This window comes from Pseudomonas sp. Os17 (genome assembly GCF_001547895.1).
Lineage (GTDB): Bacteria > Pseudomonadota > Gammaproteobacteria > Pseudomonadales > Pseudomonadaceae > Aquipseudomonas.
In genome coordinates this window covers 6,737,589-6,752,659 of the sequence record NZ_AP014627.1, presented here as the reverse complement: position 1 = coordinate 6,752,659, position 15,071 = coordinate 6,737,589, and the positions used below count along the sequence as shown (strand labels likewise).

The following is a 15,071-nucleotide window of genomic DNA, read 5'->3' as shown; positions in this document are numbered from 1 at the left end:
GTTATGCTTGCCGGGATTTTTAAAGGGGTGGTCGATGAGTAAGGTAAGTGTGTTGGTGGTGGACGACGCTTCGTTCATTCGTGACCTGGTGAAGAAGTGCCTGCGCAACTACTTCCCTGGCATCAAGATCGAAGACGCGATCAACGGCAAGAAGGCCCAGGCGATGCTCGCCCGCGAAGCCTTCGACCTGGTCCTGTGCGACTGGGAGATGCCGGAAATGTCCGGCCTTGAGCTGCTGACCTGGTGCCGTGGGCAAGAGGCGCTCAAAGCCATGCCCTTCGTCATGGTCACCAGCCGTGGCGACAAGGAAAACGTGGTGCAGGCGATCCAGGCCGGGGTGTCCGGTTATGTGAGCAAGCCTTTCACCAACGAACAGCTGCTGACCAAGGTCAAGCAGGCGCTGAACAAGGTCGGCAAGCTCGACACCTTGATGAACAGCGCTCCGACCAAGATGAACTCAGCTTTCGGCAATGACTCCCTGAGCGCCCTGACCGGTGGCAAGCCGGCGGTGGTGGGGGCGGCTTCGGCTCCGGTCAATCCGTTCGCCAAACCGGCGGCTGCGGCCCCTGCACCGGCCCCTGCAGCCGCAGCGCCGGCGCGCGGCTTGCTCAACAGCCCTCCGGTCAAGGCTCCGGCGCCCGCGACAGCGGCCAGTGGCGGTCGTGGCCAGGGCCAGTTGCGCCTGTCCAGCGGCAATCAGCAGTGCGTGATCAAGGCCCTGAGCATCAAGGAAGCGTTGCTGGTGGTGAAGCGCACCGACAGCCTGCCCCAGGTGCTGGAAAGCGCGGTGCTGGACCTGGAGCAGGGCGACAACGCCGAAGTGGCACGGCTCAATGGCTACCTGCATGCGGTGGTGGCGTTGGAGCCCAAGCCGGACAGCGAGTGGCTGCAACTGACCTTCCGTTTCGTCGACCAGGACGCGCAGAAGCTCGACTACATCTCGCGCCTGATCGCCCGCGGTACCGCGCAGAAGCACTTCGTTCCCGGCGCCTGATCCTCCCAGTCCGCTTCGTAGGAGCTGGCTTGCCAGCGAAAGCGTCCACAAGAGCAACACAAGGCTTGCGGGTCTCTTCGCCGGCAAGCCGGCTCCTACGAGGATCAAAGCTGCGGAAATCTGCGGAAAACACTTTTCTCGTTGCGGATTTTTGCCTTGCGCTGAGACGGCCTGCTGCACCATCCCGCTATCGAGCGAACCACTCGCAACCTAGGCCGTAACCCTCAGGCCACAAGGCCTTCGCCGTACCCCTCGATACGTTCTGCCGTACGTCCGATTGATCTTTTTGTCCTTGATTTATATCTGTTTGGATATAGATTGCACAGAGCGCTCCGTGTCTTTCAGCGCTTGCGGCCATGCCTTGAAACAACCCGGCGCGGTCGCTCCTGGCCATGTTGATTAGCCTTGTTCCTGGTCATTCACAGGAGAGGTTCGATGCCCAGGCACAAGGATGTGGTGTTTGTCGGGAGCGCGCTGCGGGATCTCCGGGCGTTCCCCGAAGATGCCCGCCGGGCCGCCGGTTTCCAGCTGGATCTGCTGCAGCAGGGGGAACAGCCCTACGATTGCAGGTCGGTGAAAACCATCGGCCCGGGGGGTTTCGAAATCAGGATCCATGAGGATTCAGGGGCGTTTCGGGTGTTCTATGTGGTCAGGCGACCCGCGGCCATCTATGTGCTGCACGCGGTGCGTAAGACCACCCGCAAGACCGAAGCGCGGGATATCGAGCTGGCTCGTGCCAGATATCAAGAAGCAGGTTCACGCCATGACTGACCAACCGATCAACCAGCGCTTTGCCAGCGTCTGGGACGCCCTTGAAGCCACGCCCCAGGAGGCCGCCAACATGCGCCTGCGGGCCAAGCTGATGCTTGAACTGGGCAAGACCGTGCAAGCCTGGGGGGTATCGCAGAAGGAGGCGGCCAAGCGCCTCAACATCTCCCAGCCACGCCTCAATGACGTGCTCAGCGGCAAGATCAACAAGTTCTCCCTCGATGCCCTGGTCAACCTGTCGGAGGCCGCGCAACTGGGGGTGGATATCCATTTCGACGCGCCGGGCCCGCACCCTCTGGCCCCGGCCTGATTCACACAAGCTCCATATCCGGCTGTTAGCGTGCCTGCATAACCTGCCAAGAGGCTGCCCAATGCTTGTGCGCCTGCTGCTGTTGTGCGGACTGTCCCTGCTGGCCACCTCGCTGGCGGCGATGACCGTCTACAAATCCGTCGACGCCGATGGCGTGGTGTCCTACAGCGATCGGCCTGCGCCGGGAGCCCAGGCGTTCGTGTTTCACGACCGCATGGAAGAGCACCTGGAGCACCAGGTGCGCCTGGATATCCACAAGCACAAGGGGGTGGAGGCGCTGTATGTGCGCAATGACCTGTACGCCCCGGTGCAGATCGAGCTGGGTTTTACCGGGCTGAACAATGTCAGTGGCGCGCCCGGGCAGCCGATTCGCCAGGTGCTGCCGGCCCGCAGCAGGCAGCGTCTGGCGCTGCTCACGGCGACTCGTGCCGACCAGCCCTTGAGCTATGTCCCCAGGTTCCGTTATTCCCTGGGCGACCCGGCAGGCGCCGCCCAGGCCTATCGCTACCCGCTGCCCTGGCGCGGCGGGCCGTTTCGCCTGACCCAGGGGGCCAATGGCCAATACAGCCATTTCGGGCCCAGGAGCCGCTACGCAATGGACATCGCCATGCCGGTGGGCACGCCGATCATTGCTGCGCGTGGCGGGGTGGTGGTCAAGACCGAGAACGCCCAGAACGGGCGCGGCGACAACCCGGCGGGCAACTTCGTCCGGGTGCTGCACGACGACGGCACCATGGGCGTGTACCTGCACCTCAAGCAAGGTTCGGTGAGTGTGCGGGAAGGGCAGCGGGTGGCGGTGGGCAGCCCGCTGGGGTTGTCGGGCAACACCGGCAACAGCAGCGGGCCGCACCTGCATTTCGTGGTGCAGCGCAATACCGGGCTGGGGCTGGTGTCGATTCCCTATCAATTCAACCAGCCGCTGGGGGATCTGCCGAATTTTACCCTGGGCAAGAAATGACCCGCTGCTGTAGGCGCCGGCGTGCTGGCGAACGGGCCGAGGGGCCCGTCAATCCAGCATCAGCACCTTGGCCAGGATGATCTTCGGCCCTTTCATCTTCTTGATGATGATGCGCAGGCCTTCGACTTCCAGCACTTCTTCCTCTTCCGGCACCCGTTTCAGGGTTTCGTACACCAGGCCGGCGAGGGTTTCGGCTTCGATATGGTCCAGGTCGATGCCCAGCAGGCGCTCGACCTTGAACAGTGGCGTGTCACCGCGCACCAGCAGCTTGCCCGGCTGATAGGCGAGGATGCCGCGCTCGGTCTTGCGGTGTTCGTCCTGGATGTCGCCCACCAGCACTTCCAGCACGTCTTCCATGGTCAGGTAGCCGATCACCTTGCCGTCGGCTTCTTCCACCAGGGCGAAGTGCGAACCGCCCTTGCGGAACTGCTCCAGCAACTGCGACAGCGGCATGTGCCGCGACACGCGCTCCAGCGGGCGGGTCAGCTCGGCCAGGTTGAACGACTCGGGAATGTGGTCCAGGGCCGCCAGTTCCAGCAGCAGGTCCTTGATGTGCAGCAGGCCGACGAACTCGTTGCGCTCGCTGTCGTAGACCGGGTAGCGGCTGAACTTGTGGCGGCGGAACAGGGCGAGGATTTCCTTGAGCGGCGCGTTGAATTCGACGCTGATCAGGTCTTCCCGGGAGTTGGCCCAGTCCACCACTTCCAGTTCGCCCATTTCCACGGCCGAGGCCAGCACGCGCATGCCCTGGTCGCTGGGGTCCTGGCCGCGGCTGGAGTGCAGGATCAGCTTGAGTTCTTCACGGCTGTAGTGGTGCTCGTGGTGCGGGCCGGGCTCGCCCTGGCCGGCGATGCGCAGAATGGTGTTGGCGCTGGCGTTGAGCAGGTAGATGGCCGGGTACATCAGCCAGTAGAACAGGTACAGCGGCACCGCGGTCCACAGCGACAGCAGCTCGGGCTTGCGGATCGCCCAGGACTTGGGCGCCAGCTCGCCGACCACGATGTGCAGGTAGGAAATGATGAAGAACGCGGTAAAGAACGACACGCCGCGGATCACTTCCGGGGAGTTGACCCCCACCGCGCCCAGCAGTGGCTCCAGCAGGTGGGCGAAGGCCGGCTCGCCGACCCAGCCCAGGCCCAGGGAGGCCAGGGTGATGCCCAGCTGGCAGGCCGAAAGGTAGGCATCGAGCTGGCTGTGTACGGTGCGCAGGATCTGCCCGCGCCAGCCGTTCTTGTGGGCGATGGCTTCGACCCGGGTCGAGCGCAGCTTGACCATGGCGAACTCTGCGGCAACGAAAAAACCGTTGAGCAGGACCAGGATCAGAGCAAAAAGAATCATGCCGAAGTCGGCGAACAGAGACGCGAGGGTAAAACCAGGGGAAGGGTCCATGATGGAGTTTTGCGGGTTCCGTGTATTCGAAAAAGAAGGAAAGGCGGTGCCTGAAGGGCAGGCACAAGCTACGCAATGTAGCGGCTGACAGGGCGATTGCCTAGGGGCACGCCACGGTCAGCGCTGTTCGGTCAGGCTGGGGGTCGCGGTTTTTTTCACCTGGGCCGGGGCGAAATGGCAGGTAAAGGTGCTGCCGTGGCCCAGCACGCTGCTGATTTCCAGGCGCGCGCGGTGGCGCAGCAGCACGTGCTTGACGATGGCCAGGCCCAGGCCGGTGCCGCCGGTGTTGGAGTTGCGGCTCGAGTCCACCCGGTAGAAGCGTTCAGTGAGGCGCGGCAGGTGCTTGTTGTCGATGCCGATCCCCGAATCCTGCACGCTCAGGTGCGCGCCCTGGTCGTCACCCCACCAGCGAATGCGGATATTGCCTTCGGCCGGGGTGTATTTCACCGCGTTGAACACCAGGTTGGAGAAGGCGCTGCGCAGTTCCGCTTCGCTGCCCTTGAGTTGCACCGAGCCATCGGCCTCCAGGGTGATGCGCTGGTTGCGCTCCCCGGACAGCGCCTGGGCATCGCTCTTGATCGATTGCAGCAGCGCGTCGATGGGCACCGGCTGGTTGTCCGACGGGTAGTCGGTGGCTTCCAGCTTGGCCAGCAACAGCAGGTCGTTGAGCAGGGTCTGCATGCGTCCGCCTTGCTGTTGCATCTGCTGCAGGGCGCGGCTCCAGCGCGGGTTCACTTCGTCGACGTTGTCCAGCAGGGTTTCCAGGTAGCCGCAGATCACCGTCAGCGGGGTGCGCAGCTCGTGGGACACGTTGGCGATGAAATCCTTGCGCATCTGTTCCAGCTGGTGGATGCGGGTCACGTCGCGCACCAGCATCAGGTGCTCGTTGTTGCCGTAGCGGGTGATGTACAGCTGGATGCGCACCCGGTCGTTGGCCGGAGAAGGGATCTCCAGCGGTTCGGCGTAGTTGTCCTGCTCGAAGTACTCCTTGAAGCGCGGGTGGCGCACCAGGTTGGTCACCGGCTGGCCGCTGTCCTGGGGTGTCTTGAGCCCCAGCAGGGTTTCGGCGGCGCGGTTCCACCATTCCAGGTTGCCGTCGCTGTCGAGCATGATCACCGCGTCTTTCAGCGCCGCAGTGGACTCCTGGACCCGGTCGATCACCGCCTGCAGGCGCCCGCGTACCCGCTGATCACGGCGTTGCAGGTGATAGATGCTGTCGAAGACTTCGCCCCACAGGCCATAGCCATCGGGCGGCGCTTCATCGGGCTGATGCAGGCGCAGCCATTCGTGCAGGCGCAGCAGCTGCTTGAGGGTCCAGGCCAGGTAGAGCCCCAAGCCGGCGGCCAGGCTCCAACCGTAGTAGCCGCTGATCAGGCCCACCAGCAGGCAGCCGGTGATCAACAGCAACAGGTGGCGAATCAGGGTGCCATGCCAGTTTTGATTCACGTTGAAAAGCAGCTCCATGCTGTAAGCCGCAAGCTGCAAGTTCAGAGGCGGTCGGTCATCAACCTGCCGCTTGTGGCTTATAGCTTGCCGCTGTTGTTAGGCCTTGGTGGAAAAACGATAGCCGGTGCCGCGCACGGTTTGTACCAGATTCTCGTAGGCGTCACCCAGGGCTTTGCGCAGCCGGCGGATGTGCACGTCCACGGTGCGTTCCTCGACGTACACATTGCCGCCCCAGACCTGATCCAGCAGTTGGCCGCGGGTGTAGGCGCGTTCCTGGTGGGTCATGAAGAACTGCAGCAGGCGGTATTCGGTGGGGCCCATTTCCGCCGGCTTGCCGTCGATGGTCACCCGGTGGCTGATGGGGTCCAGCAGCAGGCCGCCGACTTCGATCGGTGCTTCGCCGTCGGTGGGGCCGGCGCGGCGCAGCACGGCCTTGAGGCGCGCCACCAGCTCGCGGGGGGAGAACGGCTTGGTGATGTAGTCGTCAGCGCCGACTTCCAGGCCCTGGATCTTGTTGTCCTCTTCGCCCTTGGCGGTGAGCATGATGATCGGGATGTCGCCGGTCAGTTCGTCGCGCTTGAGGCGTCGCGCCAGCTCGATGCCGGAGGTGCCGGGGAGCATCCAGTCCAGCAGGATCAGGTCCGGCTTGCGGTCGACGATGATGGCGTGGGCCTGCTGGGAGTTCTCTGCCTCCATGCAGTCATAGCCGGCCATTTCCAACGCGACGGCGATCATTTCGCGAATCGGCGCTTCGTCGTCAACGATCAGAATGCTTCTGCCAACCATGCTGGAACCTCTTGTCATTTAACTGTCTTGCGCCGCATTAGATAACGGAATTATTGCAGTCGTGTGACAGTATTTCAGGTGGCACAGCGCGGTGCTTGTTCGTCGACTAAGCTTTGAGTCCGATTCCTGACAACCACAAAAGAAGGTTTCCATGACTCTGTTCAAGCAATCGTTGAAAGTCCTGCTGGTAGGCGCTGTCCTGGCCCTGCCGACATTCGCCCTGGCCGCCGACCCGGCGATGAGCAAGGACGGCGTGCTGGTCAATCTCCAGGGCATGACCCTCTACACCTTTGCCAAGGACACCGGTGGCAAGTCCATGTGCAACGACAAATGCGCCGCCAACTGGCCGCCGCTGATGGCCGAAGGCAGCGACAAGGCCATGGGCAAGTGGACGGTGATCAAGCGTGACGACGGCAAGATGCAGTGGGCCTATGACGGCAAGCCGCTGTACAGCTTCGTGATGGACAAGAAGGCCGGCGACATGACCGGTGACGGCAAGATGGATGGCGCCTGGAAGGTCGCCAAGTCCGACTGACCTCGGGCCGTTCGCAGCCTGCGGCAGCGGCTACACCGATCTCTGTAGCCGCTGCTGAGCTATGGCGAAGCTGCGAAAAGGCCCGCAGGGCCTTGCTTGAGGGTCTAACGCAACGCGTAATCCAGCACCACGCCGATAAAGATCGCCATGCCCGCCCAGTGGTTGTGCAGGAAGGCCTTGAAGCACTTCATCCGGTCGCGATCCCGGGTGTACCAGAACTCCCAGGCAAAACACCCCGCCGCCACCAGCAGCCCCAGGTGGAACCAGCCCCCCAGGTTAAAGCGCGCCCCGGCCAGCAGCAGGCAGCCCAGTGACAGGCCCTGCAGGGTGAGAATGATCACCCGGTCGGCATCGCCGAACAGGATCGCCGTGGACTTGACCCCGATCTTCAGGTCGTCGTCGCGGTCGGTCATGGCGTAGTAGGTGTCGTAGCCCACGGTCCACAGCAGATTGGCGATGTACAGCAGCCAGGCAGTGGCCGGCAGTTCGCCGTTCTGCGCGGTGAAGGTCATCAGGATGCCCCAGGAGTACGCGGCCCCCAGCACCACCTGCGGGTAATAGGTGTAGCGCTTCATGAAGGGGTAGCAGGCGGCCAGGGCCAGGGCGCCGAACGACAGCCAGACCGTGGTGGCGTTGGTGCACAGCACCAGCAGGAAGGCGGCGCCCATCAGTATCGCGAACAGCGCCAGGGCTTCCTTGGCGCTGACCTTGCCGGTGGCCAGGGGCCGCTGGTCGGTGCGCTTGACCTGGCCGTCGACCTTGCGGTCGGCGAAATCGTTGATGGCGCAGCCACCGGCGCGGGTCAGGACCACGCCGAAGGTGAAGATCAACACATGGCTCAGGGACGGCTTGCCCTCGGCGGCGATCCACAGGGCCACCAGGGTCGGCCACAGCAGCAGATAGATGCCGATGGGCTTGTCCATGCGCGCCAGTTGCAGGAAGTCCCAGGCCCGCGGGTGCAGGCGATTGAGGGATTTGAGCAGGCTCAGGTACATCAGCAGGCCTCCGGTTGGGCTTGGATGGCGCGCCACAGGCTGGGCAGGAAGACTTCGGCCACCAGCAGGCTCAAGGGGCCGCGATCGAAGCGCGAGCGACGGCCCCAGAGTCCGTCGCTGGCCACCGCGTCGGGCAGCCAGGCCTGTGGATAGCGGCAGACCTCGATGGGACGGCGGGCAAAGGCCTGGTCGCAGAACAGCAGTTCGCCCAGGGAGCGGCTGCCCAGCTCATCGATGTTCAGGCCGCCGTCTTCCAGGGCACTGCGGGCGGCGACGCTGCGGGCGAAGACCCAGGCTTCACCGTGGCCCCGCAGGTACACCTCGCGGACCCAGCCGATGCTGTGTTCGGGCAGGTCCAGGGCGACGCATTCTTCGTGGCGCAGGGTTTGCCATTCTTCCACCAGCGGCGTGACGCTGAAGCCGTTTTGCGAAAGGCGGGTCAGGCGCCGGGTCAGTGACCCTTCATCGAACAGCCAGTTGGCCACGGCTGCGCCGGGGAAGGGGGACAGACGGCTTTGCGCCAGCCAGGTGGGGGCCGGAGCGGGGGGCATTGAGTGCGGCACAGTGGGTCAGTATTGGCAGCAAATGAGGCGGCGAGCTTAGCATGACGATCGGCGATTTTGATTGATCCAGGACGTCCGGCGACACGAACCTGCTTGCATCTGCCGGTAGTGATCAGTAAAAAACCCCAGTGCCGAACGCTGATCAGCGTGGCCTTTAGAGTCGATTCATCGACCGAGCCTGAACTCCCGAGGAAATGCAGCAATGAAAAAGTGGCAATGTGTGGTCTGCGGCCTGATCTATAACGAAGCGGAAGGCTGGCCGGACGACGGTATTTTGCCTGGGACCCGTTGGGAAGACGTGCCCGAAGACTGGCTCTGCCCGGACTGCGGCGTGGGCAAGATGGATTTCGAAATGATCGAGATCGCTTGATCGACTTTTGTGGCTTGAACGACCAATGACAAGGAGCAGGGAATGAGCGCACCGGTGGTGATCGTGGGGACAGGCCTGGCCGGTTACAACCTGGCCCGGGAATTTCGCAAGCTCGACGGCCAGACGCCGTTGCTGCTGATCACTGCCGATGATGGCCGTTCCTATTCCAAGCCGATGCTTTCCACCGGCTTCGGCAAGAACAAGGATGCCGACGGCCTGAGCATGGCCGAGCCCGGCGCCATGGCCGAGCAGCTCAAGGCCGAGGTGCGCACCCACACCCGCATCAGCGGCATCGACCCGGGCCACAAGCGCCTGTGGATCGGTGAAGAGGCGGTGACCTATCGCGACCTGATCCTGGCCTGGGGCGCGGAGACCGTGCGCGTACCGGTGCAGGGCGATGCATCCGAGCTGATTTTTCCCATCAATGACCTGGAAGACTACGCACGCTTTCGCAACGCCGCCGCCGGCAAGCGCCGGGTGCTGTTGCTGGGGGCCGGGCTGATTGGCTGCGAGTTCGCCAACGACCTGATCCTCGGCGGCTACAGCGTGGACCTGGTGGCCCCGTGCGAACAGGTGATGCCGACCCTGCTGCACCCGGCCGCCGCCGCGGCGGTCCAGGCCGGGCTGGAAAGCCTCGGCGCGCGCTTCCACCTGGGGCCGGTGCTCAATCGCCTGCAACGCAGCGGTGATGGCCTGGAGGCCCATCTGTCCGATGGCCAGGTGATCGCCTGCGACCTGGTGGTCTCGGCCATTGGCCTGCGCCCGCGCATCGATCTGGCCGCGGCGGCCGGGCTGGTGGTCAATCGCGGCGTGGTGGTGGACCGCGAGCTGAAAACCTCCCACGCCAACATCTACGCCCTGGGCGATTGCGCCGAGGTCGATGGCCTCAACCTGCTGTACGTGATGCCGCTGATGAGCTGTGCCCGGGCGCTGGCGCAGACCCTGGCCGGCACGCCGACGGCAGTCAGCTACGGACCGATGCCGATCACCGTGAAGACCCCGGTCTGTCCACTGGTGGTGTCGCCGCCACCGCGGGGCGCCGAAGGCGTCTGGAGCGTCGAAGGGCAGGGCGCCGACATCAAGGTCCTGTGCCGTGACGCCAGCGGCCGGTTGCTGGGCTACGCCCTGACCGGGGCGGCGGTGATGGAAAAACTGGCCCTGAACAAGGAACTCCCGGCCCTGCTGGCTTAAATACCGGTCGTTCTGTCGGAATAACCGGGATTTTGCCCCTACAAAGGTCGCGCCAAGACTGGCGCCACCTTCAAGCGCGTGCCATCCTCACACCCGTCTGCCGCAGCGTAGAGCCTGCGGCGCCTTGGGCGCTGTTCCCGTGAACAGCACGGACATAACAACAAAAAACCGTCAAAGAGGCTTCACACTATGCGTAAACCAGAACTCGCCGCAGCCATTGCTGAAAAAGCGGACCTGACCAAAGAGCAGGCCAATCGCGTGCTCAACGCCATCCTTGAGGAAATCACCGGGGCTCTGCACCGTAAAGACAGCGTCACCCTGGTCGGTTTTGGTACGTTCCTGCAACGTCACCGTGGCGCCCGTACCGGCAAGAACCCGCAAACCGGCGAGCCGGTAAAGATCAAGGCCAGCAACACCGTGGCATTCAAACCGGGCAAGTCGCTGAAAGACAGCGTCAACCCATAAGCATTGCGCGGGCTCCCACAGCGGGAGCGCGCAGGGGAAAATAGGCACGCCGAGCGCATCGGGTGCCTATTTTTTTTGCCCGCCGCTGGCCCTTGCGCAGCTGTAGTGGCGTGGCTAGGATGCGCGATTGTTCGCTCGCGACCCAAGGCCAAGGATGACCCGCACCCCTGACAGAACCCCAGCATTGGCAGCCGCCCTTCGCTGCCTGGGGCGCTCCGGCGCAGCCGCCATGGCGCTGGGCTCGATCCTCGCCCTGAACCTGCCAGCGGCCTGGGCCGCCGGCGATTCGCGCCTCGGCCAGATCGGCTACCGCGAAGCCCTCAGCTGGTTCCACAGCCAGCAATACGACAGTCGCGGCTCCTGGCTCTGCGGCTACTCCCTGGCCCGCGAAGACTACAGCGTGCCAGCCAAGGCCCCGCGCCTGCTGGTGGAAGTGGACGAGCGCTATCTGTACCTCAAGAGCGGCGGCCAACTGCTGGAACTCACCGGTGGCGCCCAGGGCCCCGAGCGCAGCGAGTACCAGAATGCTGGTGCCCACATCCGCGTGACCCTGAACATCCTCAAGCGCAACAATTTCAGCGAGTACCAGGAGTCCCACGACCGCCAGGTGCTGGCGAAGATCGAGATGAACGACCAGGTCGAAACCCTCACCCTCAAGGGGCAGTCATGCGGTACTTGAGCTCCCTGGGCCTGAGTCTGCTGCTCACCGGCCCCAGCCTGCCGGCCCTGGCCGACGACGCCAACCCGGGCCAGGGCTGCTACGGCCACCTCACCGAAATGGTCAGGAGCAGCGATTTCCCCTACCGCGACTTCACCACCCCGGAGCGCCTCAAGCTGCTGATCGACCGCGATGATGGCGACCAGCTGAGCCTGCAGCTGTTCTACGAAACCTCCGGCAGCGGAATCATCGGCTGGGTCCGCTACGACGTGCCGCAGCAGGCCCTGTGGAATATCAGCATCGATCCCGAGGAGCCTCAGGCCCTCCGGTTCGACCGGCGTTTTGCCCAGGCCTACGCGTCCTGCCTGAAGGCGCGCTGAGGGCGATCCGGGTGCCCCGCGGGGGCGAAAGCGATTGTTCAGAGTTGCCGACGGGTTCCTTGATTGTTGCCGGTCATTGCTTGAAAATCCGCCGCTGTCCGACCCCTAAGCATGGAACGCCTACCCCTTGTCCTCCTACCGTATTCAAGAAGCCGATCTCGATATTCCTGACGCCTGGCAGGACCAGAGCATCAACATCTTCAAGCTGCCGGCCGTGGGCGGCGCCCAGGAAGCCAGTTTCGTCATCAGCCGCGACCCGAGCCAGGGCGATGCCGCCTTCGCCGATTATGTCGCCGGACAACTGCGCTCCGCCGAACAGCAACTGCCGGGTTTCACCCTGATCAAGCGCTGGGACTTCGACATGCACGGCCACGCCTCGGTCCTGCTGGACTACAGCTGGAAACGCGAAGGTCGCGAGCTGATGCTGCGTCAGGTGTTCATCGAGCGTAAGCCGGCGGTGCTGATCACCACCCTGACCACCACGCCGCAAGACCTGGTGCACCACGAGCCGGCGTGGAAACAGGCCATGCAAAGCCTCAAGCCTCAGCCTTAGCGGGCCTGATCCCTTCGCTGAGACACGGGACCCAGATGAAATTCATCGATCTGTTTGTCAACCGCGAAGAGATGTTCTCCATGGGCATCGAAGAGCTAAGCGGCCAGTACTACGTCTCCTTCCCAGTCAGCCTCGGCGTGGTCGACTACGAGGAGTACTACGCCATCGATCGCGCGACCTTCGAGCGGTTCGAGCAGGACCTGCCCGCCGCGCTGGCATTTGTCACCCGCGCCAGACGGCGCGAGCTGGATCAGCTGCTGATCATCCAGCCGGGCAAGAATCGCGGCACGGCCTGATCTGCCCCGGCACTCCGGCAATTGCTCAGCTCAGCGCTGCCAGGAGTTGCTTGTTGAACGACGCTTTCAGTTCCTGGTTGTTGGTGTAGCCCAGGGTCTGCTCGCTCAGAATCTTCGCCAGCGTTGCGTCGTCCGGTTGGATTGCGTTGGTTTTCAAGGCGATAACAATCAGCGGGACTGGATAGGCGTAATACTTTGGCCTCTCGATGACATCGCTCACCAGTGCGGGGCTGACATTGAGGAGGTTGTACAGGATAGGCAGGTGAACATCCTGGAGCCGGCGCAGCATCACCTGGCAGGTATTTTCAATGCCTTGTTCGGTCACGGGCAGCAGTGGACAGCCGTCTTTTTCGCTGACCGTCGACATGCAGTAGAGCAATTTCGGATTGGCCAGGTTGGACCGGTAGGGCGGGCTTATCCGCTCGATCTCCGCCTGCAGGGCCGGGTGTTCGACGAAGATGATGATTTCGTAGGCGCGGGTGTTAGCCAGGTACTCGAAATGCAAGGTCGCCACGGCGCCCGATTCTTTCTGGGTAATCAGCACTTTGTTCCGGGTGACTTTCACGCCGGGATAAACCGCGAGTTCGCTCTTCAAGAAAAGCTGGAGTGCCTTTTCGAAGTGGCTGCGCAATTGATGGGTGCCTGCTTTCATTTCTTGATGAGTCCTTCAATCATGAAACGGCGCTACGACGATCCGCCCCGACCGTCGTTGAGCCTGATGTACAAACCTCTGCTCACTTGCCGAACGCGGCATTGATCTCTTTGAGGCTATGGCTGTAGTGCTTTTTCTTCGGATGGAAGTAGACCTCTTTCAGGCTCTTGGAGGTCAGCAGTGGACTCATGTCGCCGTCTTTCAGGTCCCAGAATTGCAGTGAGCTCAGGTGCTCCATTGCCGGGGCGAACGACACCGAGTCGAGCTCGGAAATGAACACCTCCTCAAGGGTCTTGTTGTCTGACAGGAATCCGTAGTCCCGTAACTGGCTGCATTTTTCGATGTGCAGGGTCTTCAGGTTCTTGAGCGCGTTGATGGCGCTGATATCGAGCATCTTCGGGCTGTGCTGGATCTGAATCGATGCCAGCTCGTCCAGCGTCTCGATGCCGGCCAGTCGCTCGATGTTGCCGCCGCTGATTCGCAGCTCCTGCAGTGCGCTGAGCTTCGAGAGAAACCCGCAATCCTGATTCTTCACCGCCACCAGCAGCAGGTGCTTGAGCCGTGGCAGCTCCAGGGGTTCCAGCGCCTCATCGGCGCCGGTTATGTAGAGCGTCTCCAGGCTGGGCAGTCGCGAGAAGTCGATACGTTCCTTGAGGTAGGGGATCGACAGCAGCTTCAGCTGTGGCAACGCGTACAGCGGGCTCAAATCAACATGCTTCAGGTCGATGTCGTCCGACAGGTCCAGCGCCTGCACGCCGCTGTGCCCATTCAGCGCACTCAGGTCCAGCGGCGCACCCTTGGCCGCTTTGGCAGAGCCCATGACCCGGAGGTTGGCGTAGCTCTTCTTGCTGGCGTATTCGATACCTGCGGCGAACTGCTGGGCCGGTATTTCCAGGGCGTTTATGTCCTCGTTGTAGCTGAATTGCTTCATGACTTGCTCCCACATGATCCGGATTTCTTGAAGTGGTTGCCCAACTTCGAGCGGTTCAAGCAGGACCTGCCCGCCGCGCTGGCATTGGTCACCCGCGCCAGAAGGCGCGAGCTGGATCGGTTGCTGATCATCCAGCCGGGCAAGAATCGCGGCTCGGCGATCTGATCGGATGCCCCCAGGCGCTCAGGCATTGTTCCGATAAGGCACGAAACGCCGTTCGGCGCTGTACAGCCCCAGTCCCTTGTCACCCTTGAAGCCAGTGTCGATCAAGCGGTCGGCCAGGGTTGCGCTGATCAACAAGTCGCCGGACTCCGGCTCCCGGGCGATCTGGCCCATGCCTGGGGCGCTTTCGAGAAACCAGGTCTTGTTGAAGTAGAGCAGGGTGCCGTCATCGTCGCGCTCCGCTTCGGAGCGCGCGTGGTCGATGGCCTTGACGGCCTGGATGGCGTTGACGATGTAGTACGGCTGGCTGACCTCCTGGTGGTCGGCCACCAGGCGCAAGGGCTGGATCAGCTCGACATCGGCCGGCGCCTGCTGGCGGAGAAAGTCCGCCAGGCGCGCCGACACCAGGGGAATGCCCCCCAGCAGCCACAGGCAATCATGCTCCAGCAGCTTCCTGGCCTTGCACTGGAAAAACACCGGCGGCGTGTCCATTGCCTTTGGGTACGGCTGCCCGGCGAGTAGGGCCAGGTAGTCGAAACTGGAGCCCGGGGTTTGATAGGCACCGCTCTCGACGTCGTAGGAACCGATCAACTTCGGGTTGTATTGGATCGGAGGTTTCCAGCTCAAGATCATCATCTGTTCCTACTGGTAATAGACTCCCGGCCAGCC

Annotated in this window: 21 protein-coding genes; 13 read left to right on the top strand and 8 right to left on the bottom strand. The window is 63.0% G+C overall.

Features of this window, described 5'->3' with window-relative positions:
- Nucleotides 1-34: 34 nt before the first annotated feature.
- The 4 genes from POS17_RS30040 (at nt 35) to POS17_RS30025 (ending at nt 3,030) form a co-directional block, all read left to right on the top strand.
- Nucleotides 35-994, top strand: coding sequence for a response regulator (locus POS17_RS30040; protein WP_060841762.1), 960 nt, complete (start codon nt 35-37; stop codon nt 992-994).
- A 435-nt stretch (nt 995-1,429) separates the two neighbouring features.
- On the top strand, nt 1,430-1,765 hold the full coding sequence (locus tag POS17_RS30035; protein WP_060841761.1) for a type II toxin-antitoxin system RelE/ParE family toxin: 336 nt from the start codon (nt 1,430-1,432) through the stop codon (nt 1,763-1,765).
- Nucleotides 1,758-2,072, top strand: coding sequence for a helix-turn-helix domain-containing protein (locus POS17_RS30030; RefSeq protein WP_060841760.1), 315 nt, complete (start codon nt 1,758-1,760; stop codon nt 2,070-2,072). Before POS17_RS30035 ends, POS17_RS30030 begins: the two co-directional genes overlap by 8 nt.
- A 61-nt stretch (nt 2,073-2,133) precedes the next feature.
- The gene (locus POS17_RS30025) at nt 2,134-3,030 is read left to right on the top strand and encodes a peptidoglycan DD-metalloendopeptidase family protein (protein ID WP_060841759.1); all 897 of its coding nucleotides are present in this window, start codon (nt 2,134-2,136) and stop codon (nt 3,028-3,030) included.
- A gap of 48 nt (nt 3,031-3,078) precedes the next feature.
- Here the strand turns inward: POS17_RS30025 and POS17_RS30020 are convergent, their stop codons facing one another.
- The 3 genes from POS17_RS30020 to phoB all read right to left on the bottom strand — a co-directional run bounded on the left by POS17_RS30020 (nt 3,079) and on the right by phoB (nt 6,651).
- Nucleotides 3,079-4,419: a hemolysin family protein gene (locus POS17_RS30020; protein ID WP_016964953.1), complete on the bottom strand. Its 1,341-nt coding sequence runs from the start codon at nt 4,417-4,419 to the stop codon at nt 3,079-3,081.
- A 117-nt stretch (nt 4,420-4,536) separates the two neighbouring features.
- Nucleotides 4,537-5,883 carry a phosphate regulon sensor histidine kinase PhoR gene (gene phoR / locus POS17_RS30015; RefSeq protein WP_442963136.1) on the bottom strand — a complete coding sequence of 449 codons (1,347 nt, stop codon included), beginning with the start codon at nt 5,881-5,883 and terminating at the stop codon, nt 4,537-4,539.
- A 78-nt stretch (nt 5,884-5,961) separates the two neighbouring features.
- A complete protein-coding gene (gene phoB / locus POS17_RS30010; RefSeq protein WP_003177195.1) occupies nt 5,962-6,651 on the bottom strand; it encodes a phosphate regulon transcriptional regulator PhoB in 690 nt (229 codons plus the stop codon).
- A gap of 151 nt (nt 6,652-6,802) precedes the next feature.
- Here phoB and POS17_RS30005 point away from each other — a divergent pair, with 151 nt between their 5' ends.
- Entirely contained in the window at nt 6,803-7,186 is a 384-nt protein-coding gene (locus POS17_RS30005; RefSeq protein WP_060841758.1) for a COG4315 family predicted lipoprotein, read from the top strand.
- Nucleotides 7,187-7,290: 104 nt separating this feature from the next.
- Here the strand turns inward: POS17_RS30005 and ubiA are convergent, their stop codons facing one another.
- Complete coding sequence (gene ubiA, locus POS17_RS30000) at nt 7,291-8,181, bottom strand: 4-hydroxybenzoate octaprenyltransferase (RefSeq protein ID WP_060841757.1); 891 nt, start codon at nt 8,179-8,181, stop codon at nt 7,291-7,293.
- Nucleotides 8,181-8,744, bottom strand: coding sequence for a chorismate--pyruvate lyase family protein (locus tag POS17_RS29995; protein WP_060841756.1), 564 nt, complete (start codon nt 8,742-8,744; stop codon nt 8,181-8,183). Before POS17_RS29995 ends, ubiA begins: the two co-directional genes overlap by 1 nt.
- Before the next feature lie 202 nt (nt 8,745-8,946).
- On the opposite strand from POS17_RS29995, the gene POS17_RS29990 reads away from it, so the two are divergent.
- The 7 genes from POS17_RS29990 (at nt 8,947) to POS17_RS29960 (ending at nt 12,657) form a co-directional block, all read left to right on the top strand.
- Complete coding sequence (locus tag POS17_RS29990) at nt 8,947-9,114, top strand: rubredoxin (RefSeq protein WP_025130776.1); 168 nt, start codon at nt 8,947-8,949, stop codon at nt 9,112-9,114.
- Nucleotides 9,115-9,156: 42 nt separating this feature from the next.
- Nucleotides 9,157-10,305: an NAD(P)/FAD-dependent oxidoreductase gene (locus POS17_RS29985; RefSeq protein ID WP_060841755.1), complete on the top strand. Its 1,149-nt coding sequence runs from the start codon at nt 9,157-9,159 to the stop codon at nt 10,303-10,305.
- Between the two features lie 189 nt (nt 10,306-10,494).
- Nucleotides 10,495-10,770, top strand: coding sequence for an HU family DNA-binding protein (locus POS17_RS29980; protein ID WP_011064269.1), 276 nt, complete (start codon nt 10,495-10,497; stop codon nt 10,768-10,770).
- A gap of 184 nt (nt 10,771-10,954) precedes the next feature.
- Nucleotides 10,955-11,449 carry a hypothetical protein gene (locus POS17_RS29975; RefSeq protein WP_231978989.1) on the top strand — a complete coding sequence of 165 codons (495 nt, stop codon included), beginning with the start codon at nt 10,955-10,957 and terminating at the stop codon, nt 11,447-11,449.
- Nucleotides 11,437-11,808: a hypothetical protein gene (locus POS17_RS29970; protein WP_060841753.1), complete on the top strand. Its 372-nt coding sequence runs from the start codon at nt 11,437-11,439 to the stop codon at nt 11,806-11,808. Before POS17_RS29975 ends, POS17_RS29970 begins: the two co-directional genes overlap by 13 nt.
- Nucleotides 11,809-11,935: 127 nt before the next feature.
- Entirely contained in the window at nt 11,936-12,361 is a 426-nt protein-coding gene (locus tag POS17_RS29965; RefSeq protein WP_060841752.1) for a DcrB-related protein, read from the top strand.
- A 35-nt stretch (nt 12,362-12,396) separates the two neighbouring features.
- Entirely contained in the window at nt 12,397-12,657 is a 261-nt protein-coding gene (locus tag POS17_RS29960) for a hypothetical protein (RefSeq protein WP_060841751.1), read from the top strand.
- 25 nt (nt 12,658-12,682) lie between these two features.
- Here POS17_RS29960 and POS17_RS29955 read toward each other — a convergent pair whose 3' ends face one another.
- Nucleotides 12,683-13,309 carry a hypothetical protein gene (locus POS17_RS29955; RefSeq protein WP_060841750.1) on the bottom strand — a complete coding sequence of 209 codons (627 nt, stop codon included), beginning with the start codon at nt 13,307-13,309 and terminating at the stop codon, nt 12,683-12,685.
- A gap of 82 nt (nt 13,310-13,391) precedes the next feature.
- Nucleotides 13,392-14,240: a toxin gene (locus POS17_RS29950; protein ID WP_148654996.1), complete on the bottom strand. Its 849-nt coding sequence runs from the start codon at nt 14,238-14,240 to the stop codon at nt 13,392-13,394.
- Between the two features lie 27 nt (nt 14,241-14,267).
- On the opposite strand from POS17_RS29950, the gene POS17_RS32105 reads away from it, so the two are divergent.
- Entirely contained in the window at nt 14,268-14,405 is a 138-nt protein-coding gene (locus POS17_RS32105) for a hypothetical protein (RefSeq protein ID WP_162492846.1), read from the top strand.
- 18 nt (nt 14,406-14,423) lie between these two features.
- Here the strand turns inward: POS17_RS32105 and POS17_RS29945 are convergent, their stop codons facing one another.
- On the bottom strand, nt 14,424-15,029 hold the full coding sequence (locus tag POS17_RS29945; RefSeq protein WP_148654995.1) for an imm11 family protein: 606 nt from the start codon (nt 15,027-15,029) through the stop codon (nt 14,424-14,426).
- Nucleotides 15,030-15,071 lie beyond the last annotated feature (42 nt).

Excerpts from the sequence above, each read along its gene's own strand:
- POS17_RS30040 (WP_060841762.1), top strand. The coding sequence starts at position 35 with ATGAGTAAGGTAAGTGTGTTGGTGGTGGACGACGCTTCGTTCATTCGT.
- POS17_RS30035 (WP_060841761.1), top strand. The coding sequence starts at position 1,430 with ATGCCCAGGCACAAGGATGTGGTGTTTGTCGGGAGCGCGCTGCGGGAT.
- POS17_RS30030 (WP_060841760.1), top strand. The coding sequence starts at position 1,758 with ATGACTGACCAACCGATCAACCAGCGCTTTGCCAGCGTCTGGGACGCC.
- POS17_RS30025 (WP_060841759.1), top strand. The coding sequence starts at position 2,134 with ATGCTTGTGCGCCTGCTGCTGTTGTGCGGACTGTCCCTGCTGGCCACC.
- POS17_RS30020 (WP_016964953.1), bottom strand. The coding sequence starts at position 4,419 with ATGGACCCTTCCCCTGGTTTTACCCTCGCGTCTCTGTTCGCCGACTTC.
- phoR (WP_442963136.1), bottom strand. The coding sequence starts at position 5,883 with ATGGAGCTGCTTTTCAACGTGAATCAAAACTGGCATGGCACCCTGATT.
- phoB (WP_003177195.1), bottom strand. The coding sequence starts at position 6,651 with ATGGTTGGCAGAAGCATTCTGATCGTTGACGACGAAGCGCCGATTCGC.
- POS17_RS30005 (WP_060841758.1), top strand. The coding sequence starts at position 6,803 with ATGACTCTGTTCAAGCAATCGTTGAAAGTCCTGCTGGTAGGCGCTGTC.
- ubiA (WP_060841757.1), bottom strand. The coding sequence starts at position 8,181 with ATGTACCTGAGCCTGCTCAAATCCCTCAATCGCCTGCACCCGCGGGCC.
- POS17_RS29990 (WP_025130776.1), top strand. The coding sequence starts at position 8,947 with ATGAAAAAGTGGCAATGTGTGGTCTGCGGCCTGATCTATAACGAAGCG.
- POS17_RS29985 (WP_060841755.1), top strand. The coding sequence starts at position 9,157 with ATGAGCGCACCGGTGGTGATCGTGGGGACAGGCCTGGCCGGTTACAAC.
- POS17_RS29980 (WP_011064269.1), top strand. The coding sequence starts at position 10,495 with ATGCGTAAACCAGAACTCGCCGCAGCCATTGCTGAAAAAGCGGACCTG.
- POS17_RS29970 (WP_060841753.1), top strand. The coding sequence starts at position 11,437 with ATGCGGTACTTGAGCTCCCTGGGCCTGAGTCTGCTGCTCACCGGCCCC.
- POS17_RS29960 (WP_060841751.1), top strand. The coding sequence starts at position 12,397 with ATGAAATTCATCGATCTGTTTGTCAACCGCGAAGAGATGTTCTCCATG.
- POS17_RS29955 (WP_060841750.1), bottom strand. The coding sequence starts at position 13,309 with ATGAAAGCAGGCACCCATCAATTGCGCAGCCACTTCGAAAAGGCACTC.
- POS17_RS29950 (WP_148654996.1), bottom strand. The coding sequence starts at position 14,240 with ATGAAGCAATTCAGCTACAACGAGGACATAAACGCCCTGGAAATACCG.